The organism is Pseudonocardia sp. Cha107L01 (assembly GCF_052566575.1).
The window spans coordinates 3,469,945-3,491,362 of sequence record NZ_CP199579.1; the positions used below are offsets into that span (position 1 = coordinate 3,469,945).

20 protein-coding genes are annotated in these 21,418 nt (G+C 69.8%); 17 read left to right on the forward strand and 3 right to left on the reverse strand.

Translation table 11 applies throughout. The features are described from left to right. Positions 1–124: 124 nt before the first annotated feature. On the reverse strand, positions 125–739 hold the full coding sequence (locus tag ACTXG6_RS16425; RefSeq protein WP_445188670.1) for a DUF998 domain-containing protein: 615 nt from the start codon (positions 737–739) through the stop codon (positions 125–127). Between the two features lie 315 nt (positions 740–1,054). Here ACTXG6_RS16425 and ACTXG6_RS16430 point away from each other — a divergent pair, with 315 nt between their 5' ends. From ACTXG6_RS16430 to ACTXG6_RS16480, 11 genes are all read left to right on the forward strand, one after another. Beyond that, positions 1,055–1,540: a (2Fe-2S)-binding protein gene (locus ACTXG6_RS16430; RefSeq protein ID WP_445188671.1), complete on the forward strand. Its 486-nt coding sequence runs from the start codon at positions 1,055–1,057 to the stop codon at positions 1,538–1,540. Then, positions 1,537–2,514: an FAD binding domain-containing protein gene (locus tag ACTXG6_RS16435; protein WP_445188672.1), complete on the forward strand. Its 978-nt coding sequence runs from the start codon at positions 1,537–1,539 to the stop codon at positions 2,512–2,514. Before ACTXG6_RS16430 ends, ACTXG6_RS16435 begins: the two co-directional genes overlap by 4 nt. Continuing rightward, positions 2,511–4,751, forward strand: a complete 2,241-nt coding sequence (locus ACTXG6_RS16440) for a xanthine dehydrogenase family protein molybdopterin-binding subunit (RefSeq protein ID WP_445188673.1) — start codon at positions 2,511–2,513, stop codon at positions 4,749–4,751. Before ACTXG6_RS16435 ends, ACTXG6_RS16440 begins: the two co-directional genes overlap by 4 nt. Before the next feature lie 135 nt (positions 4,752–4,886). Beyond that, positions 4,887–5,252, forward strand: a complete 366-nt coding sequence (locus ACTXG6_RS16445; RefSeq protein WP_445190026.1) for a helix-turn-helix domain-containing protein — start codon at positions 4,887–4,889, stop codon at positions 5,250–5,252. After that, entirely contained in the window at positions 5,165–5,566 is a 402-nt protein-coding gene (locus ACTXG6_RS16450; RefSeq protein WP_445188674.1) for a tautomerase family protein, read from the forward strand. The genes ACTXG6_RS16445 and ACTXG6_RS16450 overlap by 88 nt, the downstream gene beginning before the upstream one ends. A gap of 364 nt (positions 5,567–5,930) precedes the next feature. Beyond that, positions 5,931–7,154, forward strand: a complete 1,224-nt coding sequence (locus ACTXG6_RS16455) for a cytochrome P450 (protein ID WP_445188675.1) — start codon at positions 5,931–5,933, stop codon at positions 7,152–7,154. Positions 7,155–7,157: 3 nt separating this feature from the next. Then, a complete protein-coding gene (locus ACTXG6_RS16460; protein WP_445188676.1) occupies positions 7,158–8,126 on the forward strand; it encodes an amidohydrolase family protein in 969 nt (322 codons plus the stop codon). 64 nt (positions 8,127–8,190) lie between these two features. Next, complete coding sequence (locus ACTXG6_RS16465; protein ID WP_445188677.1) at positions 8,191–9,171, forward strand: alpha/beta fold hydrolase; 981 nt, start codon at positions 8,191–8,193, stop codon at positions 9,169–9,171. Between the two features lie 244 nt (positions 9,172–9,415). Then, a complete protein-coding gene (locus ACTXG6_RS16470; RefSeq protein WP_445188678.1) occupies positions 9,416–10,186 on the forward strand; it encodes a VOC family protein in 771 nt (256 codons plus the stop codon). A 38-nt stretch (positions 10,187–10,224) separates the two neighbouring features. After that, positions 10,225–11,763: a class I adenylate-forming enzyme family protein gene (locus tag ACTXG6_RS16475; RefSeq protein ID WP_445188679.1), complete on the forward strand. Its 1,539-nt coding sequence runs from the start codon at positions 10,225–10,227 to the stop codon at positions 11,761–11,763. Beyond that, entirely contained in the window at positions 11,753–12,976 is a 1,224-nt protein-coding gene (locus ACTXG6_RS16480; RefSeq protein WP_445188680.1) for a cytochrome P450, read from the forward strand. The genes ACTXG6_RS16475 and ACTXG6_RS16480 overlap by 11 nt, the downstream gene beginning before the upstream one ends. Here the strand turns inward: ACTXG6_RS16480 and ACTXG6_RS16485 are convergent. Continuing rightward, positions 12,960–13,625 carry a TetR/AcrR family transcriptional regulator gene (locus ACTXG6_RS16485; protein WP_445188681.1) on the reverse strand — a complete coding sequence of 222 codons (666 nt, stop codon included), beginning with the start codon at positions 13,623–13,625 and terminating at the stop codon, positions 12,960–12,962. The genes ACTXG6_RS16480 and ACTXG6_RS16485 overlap by 17 nt on opposite strands. Positions 13,626–13,684: 59 nt before the next feature. Between ACTXG6_RS16485 and ACTXG6_RS16490 the strand changes: the two genes are divergently transcribed. The 5 genes from ACTXG6_RS16490 (at position 13,685) to ACTXG6_RS16510 (ending at position 18,860) form a co-directional block, all read left to right on the forward strand. Continuing rightward, the gene (locus ACTXG6_RS16490) at positions 13,685–14,737 is read left to right on the forward strand and encodes a hypothetical protein (protein WP_445188682.1); all 1,053 of its coding nucleotides are present in this window, start codon (positions 13,685–13,687) and stop codon (positions 14,735–14,737) included. Next, a complete protein-coding gene (locus ACTXG6_RS16495) occupies positions 14,734–15,243 on the forward strand; it encodes a Zn-ribbon domain-containing OB-fold protein (protein WP_445188683.1) in 510 nt (169 codons plus the stop codon). Before ACTXG6_RS16490 ends, ACTXG6_RS16495 begins: the two co-directional genes overlap by 4 nt. Next, positions 15,240–16,412, forward strand: coding sequence for a thiolase family protein (locus ACTXG6_RS16500; protein WP_445188684.1), 1,173 nt, complete (start codon positions 15,240–15,242; stop codon positions 16,410–16,412). The genes ACTXG6_RS16495 and ACTXG6_RS16500 overlap by 4 nt, the downstream gene beginning before the upstream one ends. Positions 16,413–16,497: 85 nt before the next feature. Continuing rightward, positions 16,498–18,102, forward strand: coding sequence for a phytoene desaturase family protein (locus ACTXG6_RS16505; RefSeq protein ID WP_445188685.1), 1,605 nt, complete (start codon positions 16,498–16,500; stop codon positions 18,100–18,102). Further along, positions 18,099–18,860 (forward strand): SDR family NAD(P)-dependent oxidoreductase, encoded by a 762-nt coding sequence (locus tag ACTXG6_RS16510; protein WP_445188686.1) that lies wholly within the window; start codon positions 18,099–18,101, stop codon positions 18,858–18,860. The genes ACTXG6_RS16505 and ACTXG6_RS16510 overlap by 4 nt, the downstream gene beginning before the upstream one ends. A 296-nt stretch (positions 18,861–19,156) precedes the next feature. Here the strand turns inward: ACTXG6_RS16510 and ACTXG6_RS16515 are convergent, their stop codons facing one another. Further along, the gene (locus ACTXG6_RS16515) at positions 19,157–20,947 is read right to left on the reverse strand and encodes a flavin-containing monooxygenase (RefSeq protein ID WP_445188687.1); all 1,791 of its coding nucleotides are present in this window, start codon (positions 20,945–20,947) and stop codon (positions 19,157–19,159) included. A 154-nt stretch (positions 20,948–21,101) separates the two neighbouring features. Here ACTXG6_RS16515 and ACTXG6_RS16520 point away from each other — a divergent pair, with 154 nt between their 5' ends. Then, positions 21,102–21,410, forward strand: a complete 309-nt coding sequence (locus ACTXG6_RS16520; protein WP_445188688.1) for a non-heme iron oxygenase ferredoxin subunit — start codon at positions 21,102–21,104, stop codon at positions 21,408–21,410. Positions 21,411–21,418 lie beyond the last annotated feature (8 nt).

Sequence of the window (21,418 nt, forward strand, 5' to 3'; positions counted from 1 at the left end):
GCGGCCGCTGAGCTCGGGCGCTCCCGGTGAGTGGCATCACGCCGAGCCGCACCGCGAACGATCTTGTCTGGTCCGACGCGGCTACCTGTCGTTCAAGTGCTGTTTAATCGGGGCCGAAGTCATGTCAGGTACTCGGTACGTCGGGGAACAACGCCTGGCCCTTGACGAGCCACGAAATGCCGAACGCCCAACTGGCCGCGGTCTCGCAGTAGAACAACACGTGCCACTGACTGTAGAGATCGCTCCCCAGAACGAGCGGGCCCAGTCCCGCCACGATCAGTGCCACCACGATAACCAGGCCGCAGGCAACGTACACTCTGTTTCGAGACTTCTTGAGCGGTCGACCCGCAGTGGTCCCGCGAGTGAAGTAAAAGAGTGAGAGAATGGCCAGTATGCCGAAGAATAGGGCCGCGCAGACCAAATGGATCGTTGCGGTACTGAACAGGGAACGCGGCATGCCCTGCTTGGCGGTCGGAAACGTCGCGACACCAATCGCAAACGTACCGGCCGCGCTGGTCAGGATGTTGTCCGGCTGTCGGTAGTTGTAGAACCAGAGGAAGACGCCAATCGTCCAGAGTGCGCCGACGAAGATGTTTCCCGCGAAGGGTACATAGTAGTAGGCGCTGATAGATCCAAGAAACTCATGAGGCGGTAGAGCGATACCGACCACGAAGACCACAATAGGCAGAAGTAATCCGAAGTAACCGACTGCCTTTCGTAGGCCGGCGTACGAAAGCACGTAAACGTCCTCGCCGGCCGTATCGATCTCGGAGCCGCGAGGGGGCTGCTGGGGACACATGGGTATATCGAACCTACTGCGACGCACGGTGCGCAAGAGATCAGGATGTGACGGACGGCTCGCGTAAAACACCGAGGAGCGAGATCACGTTTCGGGGTGCCTCCGGAGACTGCTGATACCCGCCGGGCATCACAGACCGCGAAAAGGGTCTTGGACCACGACGGCCGACAGCCGAGACCCTGTCCTGGGAACTCAGTGCGTGGTTCTCGAGGGAAGGTGTTTCCTATGGCTTACCAAGCCCGAACTGCCCTGCTCGTGAACGGGCGGGAGGTAGTCGCCGATCACGACACCCGTACGACCCTGCTGGATTTCCTGCGCGAGGACCTCGCGTTGACCGGAGCCAAGAAGGGATGCAATCGGGGCGAGTGCGGGACCTGCACGGTGTTGGTGGATGGCCAACGGGTCAACGGCTGCATGCTGCTGCTCGCCGAGCTGGTCGGGCGACACGTCACCACCGTGGAGGGACTGGCCACAGGCAATCGACTGCACCCGGTACAGCAGGCATTCATCGATCAGGACGCATTCCAGTGCGGTTTTTGCACGCCTGGCCAGATCATGTCGGCGGTCGCTTGTGTGGCCGAAGGACACACCGGCAGCGATGACGAGATCAGGGAATGGATGAGTGGCAACATCTGCCGCTGCTCGGCCTACCCGCAAATCGTCGCCGCGGTGGCCCAAGCCGCGGCGCGGCCACCGAGGGCAGCCGAACTGACCCCACCGACCACGGAGCGGCCGGCATGATTCCCTTTCGATACTCCCGCGCCGATTCCGTCCGTGAGGCGTGCGTGGCCTCGAGCGGGCCGACGACGGCGGTGTTGGCCGGTGGCACCGAGCTGCTCAACTGGATGCGGCTCGGCGTCATCGCCCCAGCGCACCTGGTGGATATCAAGGCCGTTGCCGGGCTGTCCGACATTCGGGTTCGCGACGATGTAGTGCACATCGGCGCGCTCAACACCCTCAACGAGGTTGCCGCGCACCCCGAGGTTCGGGCTCGGTTCCCCGTCCTCACCGAGGCCATAACGCTGTCCGCGTCGGCCCAGCTGCGCAACCTCGCCACCATCGGTGGCAACCCGCTGCAGTCCACCCGCTGTCCCTACTACCGCCACGAGGGCCCGACGCCGTGCAACAAGCGCCGGCCCGGTTCGGGATGTGCCGCCCGCCGTGGCATCACCGACAACCAGGCGATCTTCGGCTGGACCGACGACTGCCTCGCCGTCCAACCGTCAGACCCGGCAACCGCGCTGGTGGCGTTGGACGCGGAGTTCCACACCGAGGCCCCGGACGGGGGTAGGCGCATCCCCGCGCGAGAGCTGCACATGTTGCCGGCCGAGGATCCGAACCGGCACCACATCCTGCGCCCCGGCGAGATCATCACCACCATCCAGATCCCAGGCAGCGCGGCATGCTCGGGGTACCTGAAGGTGCGGGAACGGGCCAGCTACGAGTTCGCCACCGTCGCGGTCGCCGCCGCGCTCGAGCTGGCCGACGGCGTGATCAGTCGGGCGCGCATCGCGCTGGGCTCGGTGGCGCTGCGACCGTGGCGCCTGGATGTCACCGAACAGCTGCTGGTCGGCCTGCGCCCGGAGTCAGCCCAGGTCGAAGCCGCTGTGGACGCCGGTTTCGCCGACGCTCGCGGCCTACCGGGTAACGAATACAAGATCATTCTTGCGCGCCACGCCACGTTGCGCGCCGTGCGAGAGGTGGCCAACCGATGAGCACGGTCGAGTTCTCTGCAGCGGAGCGAGCCGCCGGCCGAGGGCTGGGTGGTGACCTGGCCCGGCTGGACGGGCCAGCCAAGGTGACCGGAGCGGCCCGGTACGCCAGCGACCGCACGGGCGAGAACCTGCTCTGCGCGGTCCTGGTGGGCGCAACCGTGCCGTCCGGGCGGGTGGTCGGGCTGGACAAGCAACCGGCACTGGCCGTGGAGGGCGTGGTCGCGGTCATCGGCCCCGGCGAGCTGCCCCCACCCGGTCCGGGTTTCGCCGACCTCACGGTGCCCCCGTTGGCCACCCGGCACCTGCCACTGCGCGACGATGCGATCGTGTACTACGGCCAACCAGTGGCCGCGGTGATCGCCCAGACGCTGGAGGCCGCGGAGGAAGGGGCCACGCGACTCGGGGTCAGCGTGGCGGCGGCGAAGTTCGTGGTGCCTGACACGGCGCCGGACATGTCCGCCGAGGGCGGCTACGCGGGGCTGGGAGCACTGGACCTGCAGGTGGGGGCACCCGTCGAACCAGGCCCGGGATCGCACCACGTGTCGGCTACCTATGTGCAGCCCGCCCGGCACAACAACCCCATGGAGCCCTCCGCGGCGGTGGCCGAATGGGACGGTGACTGGCTCACCCTCTATGACGCCGCCCAGCACGTCTACGCCGTGCGCTCGGTGATGGCCGCCGTGTTCGACATCGACGAGGAGATGGTGCGCATCGTCTCGCCGTACACCGGCGGGGGGTTCGGGGCGAAGGCGTTCATCTGGCCGCACGAGATCCTGGCCGCGATGCTGGCCCGCCACCTCGGCCGCCCGGTCAAGCTCACGCTGACCCGCGCGCAGATGTACGACACGGTGGGCTACCAACCGTTGATGCGCCACGACGTCACGCTGACCGCCGGGGGTGACGGACGGCTGGTCGAGATCGGTCACGACGTGGTCAACACGACAGCCGTGACCGACGACTACGTCGAGTTCGGGTCGGCCACCGCGAGCGCGCTGTACGCCAGCCCGCACATCCACACCAGCCAGCGGGTGCGCCGGGGAAACGTCAACCTGCCCACCTTCATGCGGTCGCCGATCGATGGGCCGGGCACCTGGGCACTTGGGGTGGCCATGGATGAGCTGGCCCGCGCGGCGGGGCTGGATCCGCTGGAGTTGCGGCTGCGCAACTATGCCGAACGCGAGCCGTCCAGCGGCCGGCCTTGGTCGTCGAAGAAGCTGCGCGAGGCCTACGAGGAGGGCGCCCGTCGCTTCGGCTGGCACGAGCGCGCACCCGGCGGCACCACTGACGGCCGGTGGCGGATCGGATGTGGCATGGCCGACGCCACACAGGGGCAGTTCCGGTTCCCGTCCCAGGCCACGGTGAGCATCACCCCCGAGGGAAGGGTCAGCCTCTCGGTGGGCTTCACCGATATCGGCCAGGGGCCCGGCACAATCTTTCCGCAGGTCGTGGCAGGTGTGCTTGGCCTGGATCCGGCCGAGGTCGAACTGTCCTGGGGCGACAGCGCGTTGCCGTTCGCCGGCCCAACCTATGGTTCGGGCACCACGATCGGTGTGGGCGCCGCCGCCCTCGACGCGGCCACCAAGCTGCGCGACCAGCTCGCCCAACTGGCCGGCTGGCCCGCCGCACAGGTGCACTGCGACAACGGCGAGCTCCGCTACGGCGACCACCACGTCAAGCTGACCGAGCTGGCGGCCGATCTACCAGCGCCGCTCGCCGCTGAAGGTGCGTTCCGCCTGCCCGGAGACGCATGGGCCGACGCAGGCCCCGCCGAGTACGCCACCCGAACATTTGGCGCGGTGTTCGCCGAGGTCGGCGTCGACCCCGAGCTCGGACTGGTCCGGCTGCGCCGCGGCACCGGCGTCTACAGCGCCGGCCACATCGTCAACCCTCGCACCGCACGGTCCCAGATGATCGGCGGCCTCGTCTGGGGCTGGGGGATGGCCACACTCGAGGCCAGCCACTTCGAACCGACTCTGGGCCGTTGGCACTCACCCAACTTGGCGGGAGTGGCGTTGCCGGTGAACGCGGACATCCCCAGCGCCATCGATATCGCGTTCGTCGACGAATTCGACGAGCACGCCGGACCGCTCGGCGCCAAGGGCATTGGCGAACTGTCCGCCACCGGATTCGCCGCCGCGGTCACCAACGCCGTGTATGACGCGGTGAGCGTTCGGATCACCACGCTACCCATCCGACCCGCCGACATCATCAACGCCCTGCACGGACCAGCGCGCTGACAGCGTCAGACCGTGAACAAGTAGGACGGCCCATGCCAGGCACCGCGACGCTGACACCAGGACAATGGAAGAGTGACCGGCGCACAGCGTTCAGGAACGGCCCTCGCCGAGTTCCTGCGTACTAGCCGTGCGCGCGTGCAACCCCACGAGGCCGGCCTGGTCGATGACGGCCATCCGCGCCGAGTCGCTGGTCTTCGCCGCGAGGAGGTCGCGCAGCTGGCGAACATCAGCGTCGACTGTCTCGCCAGGCTCGAACAAGGCCGCGTGACCAGTGCGTCTGCCGGCGTTCTGCAAGCATTGGGCGCCGCGTTGTTGGCCGAGGTCAACGTCATGGCGCTGGCCCATGGCCCCGCCCATGTGGGTCACAGGGGCAGGATTGGCAGCGGGAGGTTACGCGAATCGGAAGGACGAAGATGCCACTCTTTACTGTCACAATGCGTGCCGGGAGAACGGCGGCAGAAAAGGATGCGATATCCGCCGCCATCCATGAGGCAAGCGTGAGTTCAGGCTATCCCGCCGATGATTTCTTCCAGAGGTTCATCTCTTTGGAGGAAGATGATCTTCGCATCAGTTCTCGCTATCCTGATCTGCGGAAGCCTCGCAGCAATCAGTTCGTGATGATCGAGGCCTTGCTCTCGTCTGGGACTGAGGAAATCAGGAAGCGCAAGCTCCTTACCGCGATGGTGTCTCGGCTGCAGGCGGCAGGAACGGACCCAGAGGACGTCATGGTCCTCTTTGGCGAGATCGACCGTTCGAACAGCTCCTTTGGCGGCGGCCGTTTTGCCCCGCCGGTCGACATACACACCACAGCGTAAGACCCATGCCGGTCTCCTCGTGGGGCCTGTGCTGCGCGCCGACGCGCCGAGCTCCTCGACCATGCGCCGGCCTAGATGTTTCCTCATCGAGCCCGCGGTGCGGGCCGGCCTGACCACCCGGGCCACCGTCGTCAGAGCCTCGATCGTGCATGCCGAGCGGGATCGGTTGGTGGCGGTGCTTTCCCCGCCCAGCGCTGTGAGCGGGCTTCCCCGACTTCTCCCGGCCCAGCGGATTTCCGGGCCTCGGAACAACGGTCGGTATGGCGGTGACCTGAGGCGCCAGACTCGGCGGCAGCTGAATCGGGCACGGGGGAGCACCCGCATGGCCAATGGTCGGCCGATCACACGGCGAAGGGACTCGGTTATGAGCGAGAATTGTCCGCACGAGGACTGGGACCCGATGGACCCGGCGGTCGGTGCCGACTACGTCGCGGCGTTCAAAGATCTCCAGAAGCGCTGCCCGGTACCGTGGAGCGACCAGTTCGGCGGCTTCTGGTCGGCCATGACCTATGCGGACATCGCCGACGTGTGCATGCACCCGGACCGGTTCCAGAACGCTGAGCAGTTCACCGTTCCGCACCTGGACCTGGGTATTCCGTGGCTGCCGCTGCAGAGCGATGCGCCGAGGCACCAGCAGTACCGTGGGGTGCTTCAGCCGAAGCTCGCGAAGCGCAGGATGCTGACGCTGGAGTCCGACATGCGGGAGTTGGCGCGCACCCTGTTGGAGCCGCTGGCCGAGCGCGGATCGTTCGACGGCGCCGCCGATCTTGCGCAACCGTTCGCCGGGCAGGCGCTCTGCCTCGCACTGAACTTCCCTCGGTCGTTCTGGAACACCTTCTTCGGCTGGAACCGGGGTATCACCAAGGCGATGCAGACCGCAGACCTCGCGCTGCTGCAGTCGGTGTTGGGCGACATCTCCGGGTACGTGGCCACCGAGGTGCGGGCCCGTAGGGACGACCCCGGCGACGACTTCCTGAGCACGCTGCTCGCCACCAGGATCGATGGCCGTGAGCTGACCGAGCAGGAGATCGTCGGCTACTACCTGCTGCTGATGAGTGCCGGGCACAACACGTCCGCGGACTCGCTGAGCCATGCGATCGTGCACCTGGCCAGGCACCCCGAGGATCGGGCTCGGCTGCGCGCCGAGCCGGAGATCCTGCCCAACGCCGTCGAGGAGATCGTCCGGTTCTACTCGCCGCTGCTCGCGCTCGGCCGCCGGGTCGGGCAGGACACCGAGCTCGGCGGGCGCGAGCTCAAGGCGGGCGACCAGGTCGCGGTGGTCTGGGCCGCGGCCAGCCACGACACCGACCACCTCGCCGACGCCGACGAGTTCCGTCTCGACCGGCCGGTGGCCAAGCACCTCAGCTTCGGTCTCGGCGCGCACTACTGTGTCGGCGCGGAGCTGGGCCGGCTGCAGTTGCGCATCGCGATCGAGGAGCTGTTGTCGCACTTCGACGCGTTCACCATCACCGGGGATCTAGTCAAGACCACTTGGCCGACCAACGGCTACCTGTCGGTGCCGCTGTCGGCGGCCCGGGCCACTGTGTCCAGCAGCCCGGCTCCCGGCGGCGGCGTGGCCGGGCGCTGAACCGTGCGCGTCGACTTTCACACCCACCTCGTGCCAGCGCTGCCGGACTTCGCCGAGCGGCACGGCGACAGTCGGTGGCCGAGCTTCGCCGTCGAGGGTCAGGTCGGCCGGCTCTCCCGGGACGGGCGGGTGGTTCGGACCGTGCCGCCCTCGTCCTGGTCGGCGGCCGCCCGGATCGAGGACATGGACGAGGCCGGGATCGACCGGCAGGTGCTCTCCCCGCTGCCGCCGCTGGTCTGCGACTGGGCGGAGCCGTCGGCGGCCGCCGAGTGGGCGGTGCGGCTCAACGACTCGCTCGCCGAGATGGTCGCCGCGCACCCGACCCGGTTCCACGGCCTGGGCACGGTGCCGCTGCACGACCCGAAGCGCGCGGTCGAGGTGCTCGAACAGGCACACGACGCCGGCCTTGCCGGCGTCGAGATCGGCACCACCGCTGGCGAGCTGGAGCTGGACCACCCTGAGCTGCGGGAGTTCTTCGCCGCCGCCGCCGAGCACGCCATGGTGGTGTTCGTGCACCCGTTGATCCTGGGCACCGAGGCCGGCTGGACCAGCCGGATCACCGGAGCCGAGGTCACCTTCGGCCTGGGCATGCCGACCGACACCGCCATCGCGGCCGCGAAGCTGGTCTTCGGCGGAGTCGTCGAACAGTCCCCGGAGCTGCGGATCTGCCTGGCGCACGGCGGGGGTGGGTTCGTCTGGGCGCTGACCAGGATCAGCCGGCTGTGGGACGCCCAGCACGACCGCCCGGTGCGCGACCTGGTGCGCAACGTCTTCGTGGACAGCGTGGTGTACGACCCGGCCAACGTGGCCTACCTGCGGGACGTGCTGGGTGCGGAACAGATCGTGTTCGGCACCGACTACCCGCTGCCCGCCCAGGACGACCTGCGCGGCGCGGTACTGGCGCGGCTGTCCGGGGACGAGGCCGAACAGGTGTGGGGCGGTAACGCCGCCCGGCTGCTCGACCGGAGTTGAAGGCCGATTCCGGTGGGCGGGATGAACGCGTTCCGGGACTCCGCGACCAGGGGATGGTGCACTGATGGCGTTGACTGAAGAGGGAATCATCCAGGTCCCGGGGCTGCACAGCCGGTGGGTGCGCCTGGCCAACGGGGAGCGTGCGCACTACATGACGGCGGGGGAGAGCGGCCCGGCCGTCGTCCTGCTGCACGGCGGCATCCCGGGCTCGTCGGGGACCGCCGGCTGGCGGCTGCTCGCGCCGGTGCTCGCCCGGGCCGGTTTCCGGGTGTACTGCCCCGACCAGCCCGGCTTCGGCCTGTCCGACCCCAGACCCGAGTACCGCCCGGTGCACGGCGTCTACTCGCACATCAACTTCCTGGAGCGGTTCGCCGAGGCGCTGTGCCTGGACCGGTTCTTCCTGGCCGGCAACTCGATGGGCTGCGCGAACACCGCGCACTACGTGGCCCGCTACCCGCACCGGGTCGAGCGGTTCGCGCTCATCGCCGGCCCGGTCGGCGACGTGATGCCGTTCCCCACGCTGGACAAGCTGCAGGTCCCGGTCGGGTGGGACGGTACCCGCGACACGATGGTCAAGATGATGAACTCGATCATCCACCACCAGGAGGCCGTCACCGACGACCTGCTGGACATGCGGATGCGCGCGGCCGACGCCCACAAGGAGGGCTGGATCGCCTGGCAGAAGGCGTTCCTGTTCGGTGAGCTGCCCGCCGACATCGCCTCGGCGTTGTCCACCAAGGGCCGGCTGGACACCTCCGAGATCCCGGGGATCTGCCTCTACGGCAGGGACGACGCGATCCTGCCGGTGGAGGACCTGGGCTTCAAGGTCGAGGACGCTCTGCCCAAGGTGCAGTTCTTCTATCCGGCGGACTGCGGGCACCAGGGCCAGACCGACCAGCCCGAGCTGTTCGCCGACGTGTTCGTCGAGTTCTTCCGCGACGGCACCGTCGGCCGGGCGACCGCGGACCGGGCCGGGGTGTCGACCCGCCGCCCGGAGATCGCCTCGCTGGTCGCTCCGGCCGAGCTCGCGTCGGCGACCAGGTGACGGCACCGGAGGGAGACAACGTGGACATCGTCAACAAGTTCGGCTACCTCGCGGTCGGCGTGAGCGACCTGGCCGAGGCCACCGAGTTCTACTCCCGCTTCGTGCGCCTCGACCTGACCGAGCAGGTTGGCGACACCGCCTTCATGACCGGCGGGCTGGAGCACCACTGGCTGCGGCTGGAGGAGGCAACGGGCAGGGCGTCAAGCGGATCGGCTACCAGGTCACCGACGAGAGCTCCTTCGCCGTGGCGCGCGAGCGGTTGCGGGACTGGGGGATCTCCTACACCGAGGGCGGCGACCCGAAGACGGAGCGGGTGCAGCGCTGGCTGCGGTTCGTCGACCCCGGCGGGTTCGAGATCGAGCTGTTCTCCGGCATGTACGAGCGGGGCGTGCCACCGGTCAGCAGCGGGGCCAACCTGCAGAAGTTCCTGCACGCCGGCTGGGAGGTGCGGGACTGGGAAACCACCACGCGCTTCTACCAGGAGGTGCTGGGCTTCAAGGCCTCGGACTGGATCGGCGACATGGCCGGGTTCTTCCGCGCCGGCGACCGGTACCATCACTCGCTGGTGCTGATCCGGGCACAGGAGCCGGCGTTCAACCACTTCTGCATCCAGGTCGAGTCGATCGACGACGTGATGCGGTTCCGGCACAACGCGGTCAAGCACGGCGTCGCGCTCAAGGACGACCTGCTGCGGCACGCCCCGTCCGGCTCGATCGGGGTCTACATCAAGGACGAGGCCCGCGGCTTCTCCGTCGAGTACTGCGTCGGCCACCCCCAGCTCGACGACGCCAGCCACAGCCCTCGGATCCTGCCGCTGGCGCCGGAGACGGTGGACATCTGGCGCTCCCCGCTGCCGGAGCTGCGCCGTCCGGCCCCGACGGTCACACCGTCTGTGCCGCCGCCCGCTCCGACGACTGTGCCGCCGTCCGTGCCGCCGTCCGTGCCGCTGCCGACCGCGGGGGACGACCTCGGCACCACCGCGTTCCTCGCCAAGGCGGCGGCGCACAGCAGCTGATTCAGGCCATCCCACCCTACGAAACGGAGGTAGTCGCGGTGCTCGATGTCCGTAGTGCCATGCGCCGGTCCGCCGGGTTCCACCAGGACCTGCCGGCCGTCGTCAGCGGCGGTCGGCAACTGACCTACGGGCAGGTGTGGCAGCGCGGGCTCCGGCTGGCCAATGCGCTGCTCGCGGCCGGCCTGCGGGCCGGTGACCGGGTGGCGGTACTGGAGGACAACTGCGTCGAGGCCGCCGACTTCTTCATCGGCGCCGCGGCGGCCGGCCTCATCCGGGTGCCGCTGTACCGGCGCAACTCCGGCGAGGCGCACCGGCACATGCTCCAGGGCACCGGTTGCAAGGTGGTCGTCGTCTCCGAGGAGTACGCGGACGAGCTGGCCGGGGTCACCGACGACATCGACGGCCTGACGGTGATCGTGCGCGACAGCGGCTACGAGGACTGGCTGGCGTCCTTCCCGGACGACGACCCAGATCCGGAGATCGGCCTGGATGACGTGTTCATCATCCGGCACTCGGCGGGCACGACCGGGCGGGCCAAGGGGATCGCGTACACCCACCGAGCCTGGCTGAACACCACGCGGGACTGGTTCTACATGCTGCCGCCGGTCGAGCTCGGCGACAAATGCCTGCACGTGGGGCCGATCAGCCATGGCTCGGGCTACCTGTTCCTGCCGGTCTGGCTGGCCGGCGGCTGCAACCTGCTGGACCGCAAGTTCGAGGCCGGCGACTTCTGCGCCCGGATCGCCCGCGACGAGATCAGCTGGTTCTTCGCGGTCCCCACGATGGTCGCGGACATCGTCGACTCGGTCGGTGGCAAGCCACAGACGCTGCCCTCGCTCAAGGCGGTGATGCTCTCCGCCGCGCCGATCAGCGCCCGCACGGCGCTCGCCGCGCATGAGGTGTTCGGCGACACCCTGTTCCAGATGTACGGCCAGACCGAGGCCGTGCCGGTGTCGTTCATGGGGCCCAAGGAGTGGTTCTCCGCCGGGCCCGACTCGCCGAGGATCCGCTCGGCCGGACGGGTCATGCCGTTCGCCGAGCTGGACATCCGGGACGGGGACAACAACTCGCTGCCGGTCGGCGAGACCGGGGAGATCGCGATCCGCTGCGACGGGCAGATGACCGGGATCTGGGGCGACGCGGAACAGAGCGAACGCCGGCTCCGGGACGGCTGGGTGCTCACCGGGGACATCGGCCGGCTCGACCGCAACGGCTACCTCTACGTGGTCGACCGCGTCGACGACATGATCGTCTCGGGCGGCTTCAACATCTGGCCGGCCGAGCTGGAGCAGGCCATCCAGAGCATCCCGGCGGTCCGGGAGGTCGTCGTGTTCGGCGTACCGCACGAGAAATGGGGCGAGGCACCGTTGGCGACGGTGGTGGTGGCCGCCGGCTGCGACCTCGACGAGGAGACCGTGATCGGCACCTGCAGACAGCTGCTCGGCTCGTACAAGAAGCCGGCCTCGGTCGCCTTCCGCACCGACCCGCTGCCGCGCAGCCCGGTCGGCAAGATCCAGCGCAAGGTGCTGCGCGAACCCTACTGGGCGGGCGAGGAGCGGCGGGTCCGTGGTGCTTGATGTCGATCTCGACGATCTGCTGTCCCCCGAGGCCATCGACCATCCGATGCGCTTCTACCGGCGGCTGCGCGAGACCGCGCCGGTCTACTGGAACCCGCGTTGGAACGGCTGGGTGGTCACCGGGCACCGCGAGGTGGCACAGGTCTTCCTGAACCACGCGAAGCTGTCCTCGGACCGGTTCGCCGGGCCCTTCGGGGCGAGCCTGAGCGGTGAGGCCTCGCAGTACCAGCAGCTGTTCTCGTTCCTGTCGAAGTTCTTCGTCTGGAAGGACCAGCCGTACCACACCAGGGTCCGGTCCCTGGTCAACAAGGCGTTCACGCCGCGCAGCGTGGAGGTGCTGCGCCCCCGCGTGCAGGAGCTGGTGAAGGAGCTCGTCGAGCCGCTGCGCGGCGGCACCGAGGTCGACTTCCTGGCCCAATTCGCCTTCACCCTGCCAGTGGTGGTGATCGCCGAGTTCCTGGGCGTGCCGCCGGAGGGGCGCTACCAGATGCGGGAGTGGTCCGACGACCTCGGCGCGGTGATCTTCGTCCGGGGCAACGACGCGGACCGGATGCGCAAGGGCGAGCAGGCGATGAACGAGCTGGTCGAGTTCCTCCGCCCGGTGGTCGCCGCGCGCCGGGCACACCCGCGGGACGACCTGCTCAGCCGCATGGTGCAGGCAGTCGACGGCGACGACGTCCTGACCGACGACGAGGTCATCGCCAACGCGATCCTGATGGTGTTCGCCGGGCACGAGACGACGATGAACCTGCTGGCGAACTCGATGGTCGTGTTCGACCGGTTCCCGGGCGAGTGGCGGCGGCTGCGCGCCGACCCGTCGCTGGCCAGGACCGCGGCGGACGAGATGCTGCGCTACGACGGCCCGATCCGGGCGATGGCACGTTGGGCCACCGAGCCGCTCGAGATCGGCGGCGAGCAGATCGCCGAGGGTGACCGGGTGCTGCTCGTGCAGGCCGCCGCGAACCACGACCCGGCCAGCTTCGCCGACCCGGAGCGGCTCGACATCGGCCGCCGGCCGAACCGGCACACCACATTCGGGCAGGGCATCCACATCTGCCTCGGTGCCCCGCTGGCGCGGCTGGAGGCGGAGGAGGCGTTCCTCGCGCTGTCGCGGGCGTTCCCCCGGTTCACCGTCCACGAGCAGGAGCTGCACTACAACCCGACCGTGGTCTCCCGCAGCCTCACCCAGCTACACATCACTTTTCACGAATGAACCCGCGCAGGAAGATGTCGCTGAACGCCCGGCCGATCTGGGCCCCGGTCATCGGCCCGTCCGGGGTGAACCAGCGGTGGGTCCAGTTCACCGCGCCGAGCACGGCGAACTTCAGCATCTGCGGGTCGACGTCGGGGCGGAACTCGCCGGAGCGCACACCTTCGCGCGCGATCTTCAGCAGTGCGTCGTCGTAGCGCCGGCTGCAGTCGCGCAGGTGCTTCTCGGCTTCGGACCCGTCGTCGGACAGCCGGCGCATGTCCTCCTGGACGTAGAGGTGGAGGTAGGGATAGTGCTGCTCATAGGACGCGGCGAGCGCTTCGATGACCCGAAGCATCCGGTCGGTCGGGGAGCCGGTCGCCTCGGCGGCGGCCTCGACGTCGGCCACGTTGGACTCGACGGCCTGGCGGACCAGTGCAAGGAAGATCTCCTCCTTGCTGGCGAAGTAGTAGTAGACGTTCGCCCGGTCGCTGCCGAGGCGCGTTGCGATGTCGCTGATGCTGGCCGCCTGGTAGCCCTTGGCGCGGAAGGCGTCGGCGGCGGCGGCCAGGATCTGCTCGCGCCGCTCCAGCCAGCTGGCGTTGCGTTCGCGGCGGGCCAGCGCCCGCCGCCGACCGATCCCGCTCGACTCGTCCGCCGCCGGCTCCGGCACGTGCTGTCCTCCAGGTGTGGCGATAGTGTCAACATGCTAGTTGACAGGTGGTCGATCTGATGCAGCGAGTATTCGTGCACGGCGCGGCGGTGAGCACCACCTGGGCCGATACCACCCGGAGTCTGCAGGACCTGATCTTCGACTGCGTCAGCGACGCGCTGCGGTCCGCCGGGATCGCCGCCGCCGACCTGGACGCGGTGGTCCTGGGCGCGCACGACCTGGTCGACGGCCGCGGTCTGACCAACATGGTCACCGCGCCCGCCGCCGCGGCCTACCTGAAGGACGAGACCCGCCTCGGCGACGACGGCGCGGCGGCCTTCGTGCTCGCCGACGCACGGGTCCGCTCCGGCTCGGCGGGCGCCTGTCTGGTGGCGGCCTGGGGCCGGGCCAGCGAAGGACCGGTCGACGAGATCTCCCACGCGCTGTTCGACCCGTTCACCACCCGTCCGCTGGCGATGACCGAGATCGGGGTCAGCGGCCTGCGCGCGACCAGGGCGCTGGTCGAGCACCCCGGCTACGCCGAGCACCGGGCCCTGGCCACCGCCCGCCGCGGCGCTCGCCCCGCCGACCCGGGCAGGACCTCGGCGCCGGCCTGGCCGCTGCGCACCGAGGAGCTGCCCTTCTGGAGCGATGTGGTCGCCGCGGTGGTGTTGCGCGCCGAGCCGTCACCGGTGGAGGTGATCGGCGTGGGGATGGGCACCGAGCCGTTCGAGCTGGGGGACCGGGACCTGCTCGGCCTGCCGGCGCTGCGGTCCGCCGCCGGCCAGGCGCTGCGTGAGGCCGGCTGCGGAGCCTCCGAGGTGGCGGTGCTGGAGCTGGACGGGCTCACGTTGTTCGACGAGGCCCTCGCCGTCGAGGCAGTGGGCGCCGCGGCCCCGGGCGGCGGCATGGCCGCGTGTGCCGGTGATCCGAGGCTGGATCCGGCCGGCGCGGCCGCGGTCGGCTACTGCGCGCCGGCCATGGGACTGGTCCGCATCGCCCGCGCCGGCCGCCGGCTGGTCGCGGAGTCGGCCCGGTACGCGCTGGCCAGCGGCTCGTCGGTGGTGGCTGCGCAGACCCAGGCCGCCGTGGTGCTGGGTGACTCCCGGCGGAGCAGAGAGGGTGACCGATGACCACGCAACCGTCGGATTCTGTCGACGAACCGGTGACCATCGACGGTCACTGGGACTTCGCCTACCGCTACTACGCCGGCGCCGCCGCCAGCCGCTTCTTCCAGGAGCTGCGGCTGAACCGGCGGATCATGGGGACGCACTGCCCGGACTGCGACCGGGTGCTGGTCCCGGCCCGGGGGTTCTGCGACGCCTGTTTCGTCGAGACCGACGACTGGCGCGAGGTCGGCAGCGAAGGGCGCCTCGACACGTTCACGATCATGACCTCGTCATTCCCCGGGCTGCCCGAGCCGCCGCTGGTGGTCGCGTACGTGACGCTGGACGGTGCGGGCACCGCGCTCCTCAACGCCGTCGAGGGGGTGGACCTGAGCGACATCGACGCGGCCGGGCAGTTCCTGCTGACGCTGCCCCGGGTTCGGGTCGTGTTCAAGGACAAGTGCCAGGGCCGGATCACCGACTTCGCATTCGAGCTCATCCCCGGGTCGACCACCGGGTCAGGTACGGCATGAGCCAGGGCGGCAACGAGCTGGCGATCATCGGGGTCGGCCAGACTCCCTACCGGCGCCGCCACGAGGGCTCGACGTCCGAGCTGGTGGGGGCGGCCGTGCGTGAGGCGCTGGCCCAGGCCGGGGTGTCCGCCCACGACGTCGACATCGTGGTCACCGGGTTCGCGCCCGACGGGCTGGCCGGGGAGAACTGCCCGGACAAGAGGTTCATGGCGGCCGCCGGTGCGATCGGCCGGTGGAGCATGCGGATCAACACCGGCGGCACCACGGGCATCGCGGCGGCGTACGCGGGCATGGATCTGTTGGAGGCGGGCCGCGGCGATATCGCGGTCATCGTCGGGGTCGAGCGGATGGCCCAGGCCCGCAGCGTGCCGGCGGTCTTCAACTCGATCTTCGATCCGATCTACGAGCGGGACACCGGGCTGTCCACGATCTCGATGTGCGCCCTGCGGGCGAGCCGGATGATGTCGCTCTGGGGGTACGACCGAGAGCTGTGGGCCGGCGTCGCGGAACGCAACTTCGCACACGCCGCGCGCAACCCGCTGGCCCAGATCCGACAGCCCTACAGCCAGGAGGAGGTGCTGGCGTCGAGGATGTTGAGCTGGCCGATCGCGCAGCTCGATGCCTGCCCGGTGTCGGAGGGCGTCTGCGCGATCGTCGTCGCGCGCGAGCAGGTGGTCACCGGGCACACCCGGGCGCGGGTCACGGGCCGCGCCTCGACCAGCGACACCTACAACATGGGGGACCGGTTCAACCGGCCGGTCGGCGACCTGGTCGAGATGGTCACGCTGAAGCGCTCGGCCCGGCGCGCCTACGACCTGGCCGGTCTGCGGTCCGGCCGGGACGCGGACGTGCTGGAGATCCACGCCCCGTTCAACAGCGCGGAGACCATGGCCTACGCGCCGCTCGGCCTGTGCACGGCCCCGGACGGCCCAGACCTGGTTCGCTCGGGCTTCGGCCGTTGGGGCGGCGACACGGTGATCAACCCTTCCGGTGGGCCACAGGCGGCGAACCCGGTCGGCGCCACCGCGCTCATCCGGCTCGCCGAGTGCGCCCAGCAGGTGATGGGCACCGCCGGCGAGCGGCAGGTGGCGGGTGCCCGGGTGGCGGTCGCGACGGGGCAGGGTGGGGCGAACCAGTTCTCCACCTGCACGGTCGTCACCGCCGCCTGATCTCGGTCTGATCCCGGCCTGATCGCGGTCCTGCCAGCCGGAACGACCGGCGGCCGGCCCCGGTGCGGGATGCCATCGTTGCCGGGTGAACGCGGGTAGCGAATACGCAGACATCGTGATCATCGGCGCCGGGCACAACGGGCTGGTCGCCGCCAACTACCTCGCGGATGCCGGCCGGGACGTCGTGGTGCTCGAGGCGGCGGCGACCGTCGGCGGCATGACGGCGTCCGGCACGGCGATACCCGAGGCTCCCGGGCACACGGTGAACTACTGCGCCGCGGACCTGCTGTTCTGGCAGAGCAGCCCGGTCCCGGCCGAGCTGCGGCTGGCGGACTACGGGCTGCGCACCATCGAGGTCGATCCGTCCTACGTCTACCTGCACCCGGACGGTGCGTCGATCGCGGTGTGGCGGGACCCGCGCAAGACGGCCGCGGAGATCCGGCGCTTCTCCGCGCGGGACGCCGAGGCCTACCTCGAGTACTCCAGGTTCCTGCACGCACTGTCCGAGCTCGCGCTGCCGGCCATGCTGATGAACCCGTCCCGGCCGGGGCTGGCCGGTCTGCGCACGGTGGCGCTGGGCGCACTGCGGCATCGCCGGGAGTTACGCCGGTTCGGGCGGTTCCTGCTGGCCTCCGGCGAGGAGACGATCGAGCAGCGCTTCGAGCACCCGGTCACCCGGGCCCTGCTCTACTGCCTCGGCGCCGGCGCGAACCCGATCGAGGCGGCCGGCACCTCGGTCACCCACCTGTTCCTCGCGTTCCTGCACCGCGGCGGCTCGACGCGCCCGGTCGGCGGCATGCAGGCCATCCCGGCGGCGCTGGCCACCCGGTTGACCTCGGTCGGCGGCCGCATCCGCACCGCCAGCCCGGTCGCCGAGATCCTCGTCCAGGGCGGCCGGGCGGTCGGGGTGCGCCTGGCGGACGGCCAGCGGGTGCGGGCCAGGCACGCCGTGCTCGCGACCTGCGACCCGCGCACCGCGCTCGGCGAGCTGCTGCCGGCGGGCACGCTGGCGCCCGAGCTGGCGAACCGGGTCCGGCACATCCCGTCCAGCAGCGCCGGCGCCGGGGCGATGAAGGCCGACCTCGCGCTGTCCGGGCGGCTGGAGCTGCGCCGGCACGAGAGGTGGCGCGGCGACGGCCTGGACCTGCGCCGCCCCGCCGCGCTGATCGGCACGCCGGACGGGATCAGGCGCGGCTACCGGCGCTCGGCCGCCGGGCTGGTGCCCGAACCGGAGGAGCTCGGCATGTGGCCGGTGCTGCTCAACGCCGTGGACCCGAGCCAATCCCCGGACGGACAGGACTCGCTCTACCTGTTCGCGACGAACCTGCCGCTGCACCCGGACGGCGGCTGGGACAACTGGGAGAAGCGGGCGGCGGACAACATGGTCAGCCGCGCCGCGGACTTCTACGACGGCATCACCGAGTTCGAGATCGGCCGCTGGGTGGAGACGCCCGAGGCGGCCGCAACCCGGACCCGCGCGACCAACGGGTCCGCGATGCACGTGGACCACCTGCTCCTGAGCCAGGGACCGCTGCGCCCGGCACTCGGGTTCGGCGGCATCGCGATGCCGGTCGATGGGTTGTTCCTCGGCGGGGCCGGTGCCCACCCGGGTGGCGGTGTGACCGGGATGCCCGGGCGGCTGTCGGCCCGGACGATCATCCGAGGGCGGCGTGGGGAGAGGTCAGCATGAGGTACAGCGCCGAGCGGACCGCGATCGTCACCGGGGCGGCGGTGGGCATCGGCAAGGCGATCGCCGCCAGGTTCGCGGACGAGGGCGTGCGGTTGGTGATCGCCGATCTGGACGCCGAGCTGATCGAGAAGACCGCGGCCGGCCTGGCCCGGGGCGGCCGGCCCGCGCCGGTGGCCCGGACCGGTGACCTGTCCGAGCGGGCCAACGCCGACGCGCTCGTCGCGGCGTGCCAGGAGGCCTACGGGCGGGTCGACATCCTGGTCAACAACGCCGGCGGCGGGGTGGTCCGGCCGACCCTGACGCACACCGAGGAGACGTTGCGCGCGACGGTGGACCGCAACCTGTGGACCACGATCTACTGCTCGCTGGCAGCCCTGCCGGTGATGAAGGCACAGGGCTACGGGCGGATCGTGAACATGGGTGCCGAGTCGGTGCGCAACGGCCTCTACTGGCACGCCGTCTACAACGCGGCGAAGGGCGGGGTGCACGGCCTGACCACCGGCCTGGCCCGGGAGTTCATCACCGACGGGATCACGGTGAACACCGTGGCGCCGTCGGCGATCCGGACCGAGGCCTACGACGCGTTCAACCGGCCGGAGGAGCTCGCCATGATCAAGAGGATGGTGGACCTCATCCCGGCGGGGCGGGCCGGCACCGTCGACGAGGTCGCCTCGATGGTGGCCTACCTGGCCTCCGACGAGGCCGGCTACGTGACCGGCCAGGTGGTCAGCGTCAACGGCGGCAGCTCGATGCTCTAGGGGCTTGCGAAGCGCGCTCTGTGACCAGTACGAACACGGGGCCCGTGTGGCACTGGGGCAGAGTTCTCTGGAGGTCTGCTGTTCCGTCCGCCCGCTCCTGCTTCTGTCGAGACGGCACGCTCACGCCTTCCGACAGGACGCGGGCCGTGACGCCCCGTCACCGACAGGGCGGTCCGGTGTCGGTCCTGCCGCGTCCATCGTCACCGAGACCAACGCCAGTTCGGTATTTTTCGCCGGGAACCAGACTCACGTCGACCTCGACGAAAGCCGCTCCCAGGTCAGCAGCCTGAGTGCCCCTAGCTGGGGTTTTGTGCTGGGAGCAGGCCCTCCAGCTCCGCCTTGATCTGCAGGGCCAGTGCCCGGGAGTACAGCCGGGACTCGTTCAGCGCGCCGCCCATGATCCAGAAGTGGTCCTGGGCGGTGCGCTTCCACATGTTCCGCATGAAGCCGTCCTCGTCGAAGCCCCAGACCGGCCCGACCTTGTCCGCCACCTCGTCGCCGAGCAGCCGGCGGATGGCCTCCTGCTGGTTCTGGTAACCGGTGGCCAGCACGACGAGGTCGGCCTCGACGGTCCGGCCGTCGCCCAGGCGCAGGCCGCCCTCGGTGAAACGGTCGATGTCCCTGGCCTGCACGACGCCGATCGCACCGTCCGTGATCAGGTCGGAGCAGCCGACGTTGATGTAGTAGCCGCCGCCCCGGCGCAGGTACTTCATGTGGAAGCCGGTGGCGTCCGGTTCGAAGTCCGTCTCGAAGCCGGCCGCGTTGAGCTTGTCCAGCAGCTCATTGTCCAGTCGGCAGGTGGTCTTGGTGATCCACTGGTAGGTGTCGCGCAGCACCGGGTAGGGGATCGCCGCCGTGATCAGGTCGATGTCCTCGTTCGGCGGGCCCTCGGAGTACAGCGAGTAGACCAGGGTGCCGCTGGGCACGAGGCTGACCACGCAGGTGGGGTTCCGCTGGACCATCGTCACCTGTGCGGCGCCGTTGCTCTGCAGTTCCTGGGCCACGTCGTGGCCGCTGTTGCCGGTGCCGACGACGATCGCGCGCCGGCCCCGGTACCGGACCCCGCTGCCGAACCGGCTCGAGTGCAGGACCTCTCCGCCGAAGTCGTCGAGCCCGGGCAGGGCGGGCCGGTTGGGTACCCCGCTGACGCTGCCGGTGGCCAGTACGAGGTGTGGGACGCGCAGCACCCTCAGGGTGCCGTCGGCCCGGGTGACCCGCGCCGTCCAGAGTTTCGCCAGGTCGTCGTAGTCGGCGCCGGCGAACTCGGTGCCGGTCCACACGTTGAGCTCCATGAACTCGGCGTAGGCCTCCAGGAAGCCGGCGAGCTTGTCCTTCGGTACGAAGGTCGGCCAGGTGGGCGGGAACGGCACATAGGGCAGGCTGTTGGCCCAGACCTCGTTGTGCAGCGTCAGCGAGTGGTACCTGGTCCGCCAGTTGTCGCCTATCCGGCCGTGCTTCTCCACGATCAGCGCGTCGACCCCGAACTGGCGCAGCCGGGCAGCCAGGATCAGGCCGGCCTGGCCACCGCCGACGACCAGCACCTCGGGGTCGCGGTCGGTGTAGGCCTGCTCCTTGACGCGCTGGTCCAGCCAGTTGTCCCCGGCGAAGTTCTCCGAGTACTCGACACCGGTCGGGCGGCGGTCGCCGATCTTCTCCTCGAAGCCGTGCAGCTCCTGCAGGCTGGTCAGCAGCAGCCACGCCCGGGACCGGTGCGGCCGCACCGGGTCGACCAGCAGCCGGACGAACCCGGTACCACGCCCCGCGGTCGTGTCGAAGTCGAAGAAGGCCTCGACGACCCGCTTGCCGGACCGCTTGAGCAGCCGAGGCGCGGTGCGGCCCTTCGCCGCGCGCACCGCCTTCGGTAGCGCCTCGGGTAGCAGGGCGGCCAGCGCGGCCGTGATGTCCGCCCGCCCGGCATAGGTGTTAAACCCCCAGGTCAACGCGAGCATGTCGCGCCAGTAGCCGTTCTCGAGGACACAGTCCGCGACCCGGGCCGGCTCGGCGAGCTCGAGTGCGGCGCCGAACTCGTCCAGCCACGCGGCGAACACCTCGTCGGCGGCGAGCGTGGGGTTGTCCAACACGGTCATGGCCGCGGGCTCCTTCTTGTGTGGGTTCGTGGAGTTTCGGTTGGTCACAGCGATCCGCCGCGGATTCGGCGCGGTTTCGGGGAGCGGAACGTTGTGCTTTAGGGCAATGTCGCATCGCGCAACCATGGCGAAAAGGGCAGAGAGGACATGTGCCGTGCCGGAGATTTTGGCGTGCAAGGTGGACGACCTACTCGATGGGCAGTCGTTGAAGGTCGACGGTGGTCCCGAGATAGCGATCCACCGGGTGGCCGGCGAGTTCTTCGCGACCGATGACTCCTGCACCCACGAGGAATGGTCGCTCGGCGAGGACGGCGACCTGGAGGGCCATGAGATCGTCTGCTGCCTGCATCTGGCCGCTTTCGATGTGCGCACGGGAGAGGCCACCCAGCTCCCGGCTACCCGACCGTTGAAGACCTATCCGGTGCGGGTTGCCGAGGGCGCGGTGTGGGTGGATCTCGGTTAGTGGCAGAA

Bases quoted from the DNA above. Each gene is read 5' to 3' on its own strand.
- ACTXG6_RS16435 (WP_445188672.1), top strand. From the start codon at position 1,537: ATGATTCCCTTTCGATACTCCCGCGCCGATTCCGTCCGTGAGGCGTGC.
- ACTXG6_RS16440 (WP_445188673.1), top strand. From the start codon at position 2,511: ATGAGCACGGTCGAGTTCTCTGCAGCGGAGCGAGCCGCCGGCCGAGGG.
- ACTXG6_RS16450 (WP_445188674.1), top strand. From the start codon at position 5,165: ATGCCACTCTTTACTGTCACAATGCGTGCCGGGAGAACGGCGGCAGAA.
- ACTXG6_RS16455 (WP_445188675.1), top strand. From the start codon at position 5,931: ATGAGCGAGAATTGTCCGCACGAGGACTGGGACCCGATGGACCCGGCG.
- ACTXG6_RS16465 (WP_445188677.1), top strand. From the start codon at position 8,191: ATGGCGTTGACTGAAGAGGGAATCATCCAGGTCCCGGGGCTGCACAGC.
- ACTXG6_RS16490 (WP_445188682.1), top strand. From the start codon at position 13,685: ATGCAGCGAGTATTCGTGCACGGCGCGGCGGTGAGCACCACCTGGGCC.
- ACTXG6_RS16495 (WP_445188683.1), top strand. From the start codon at position 14,734: ATGACCACGCAACCGTCGGATTCTGTCGACGAACCGGTGACCATCGAC.
- ACTXG6_RS16500 (WP_445188684.1), top strand. From the start codon at position 15,240: ATGAGCCAGGGCGGCAACGAGCTGGCGATCATCGGGGTCGGCCAGACT.
- ACTXG6_RS16510 (WP_445188686.1), top strand. From the start codon at position 18,099: ATGAGGTACAGCGCCGAGCGGACCGCGATCGTCACCGGGGCGGCGGTG.
- ACTXG6_RS16515 (WP_445188687.1), bottom strand. From the start codon at position 20,947: ATGACCGTGTTGGACAACCCCACGCTCGCCGCCGACGAGGTGTTCGCC.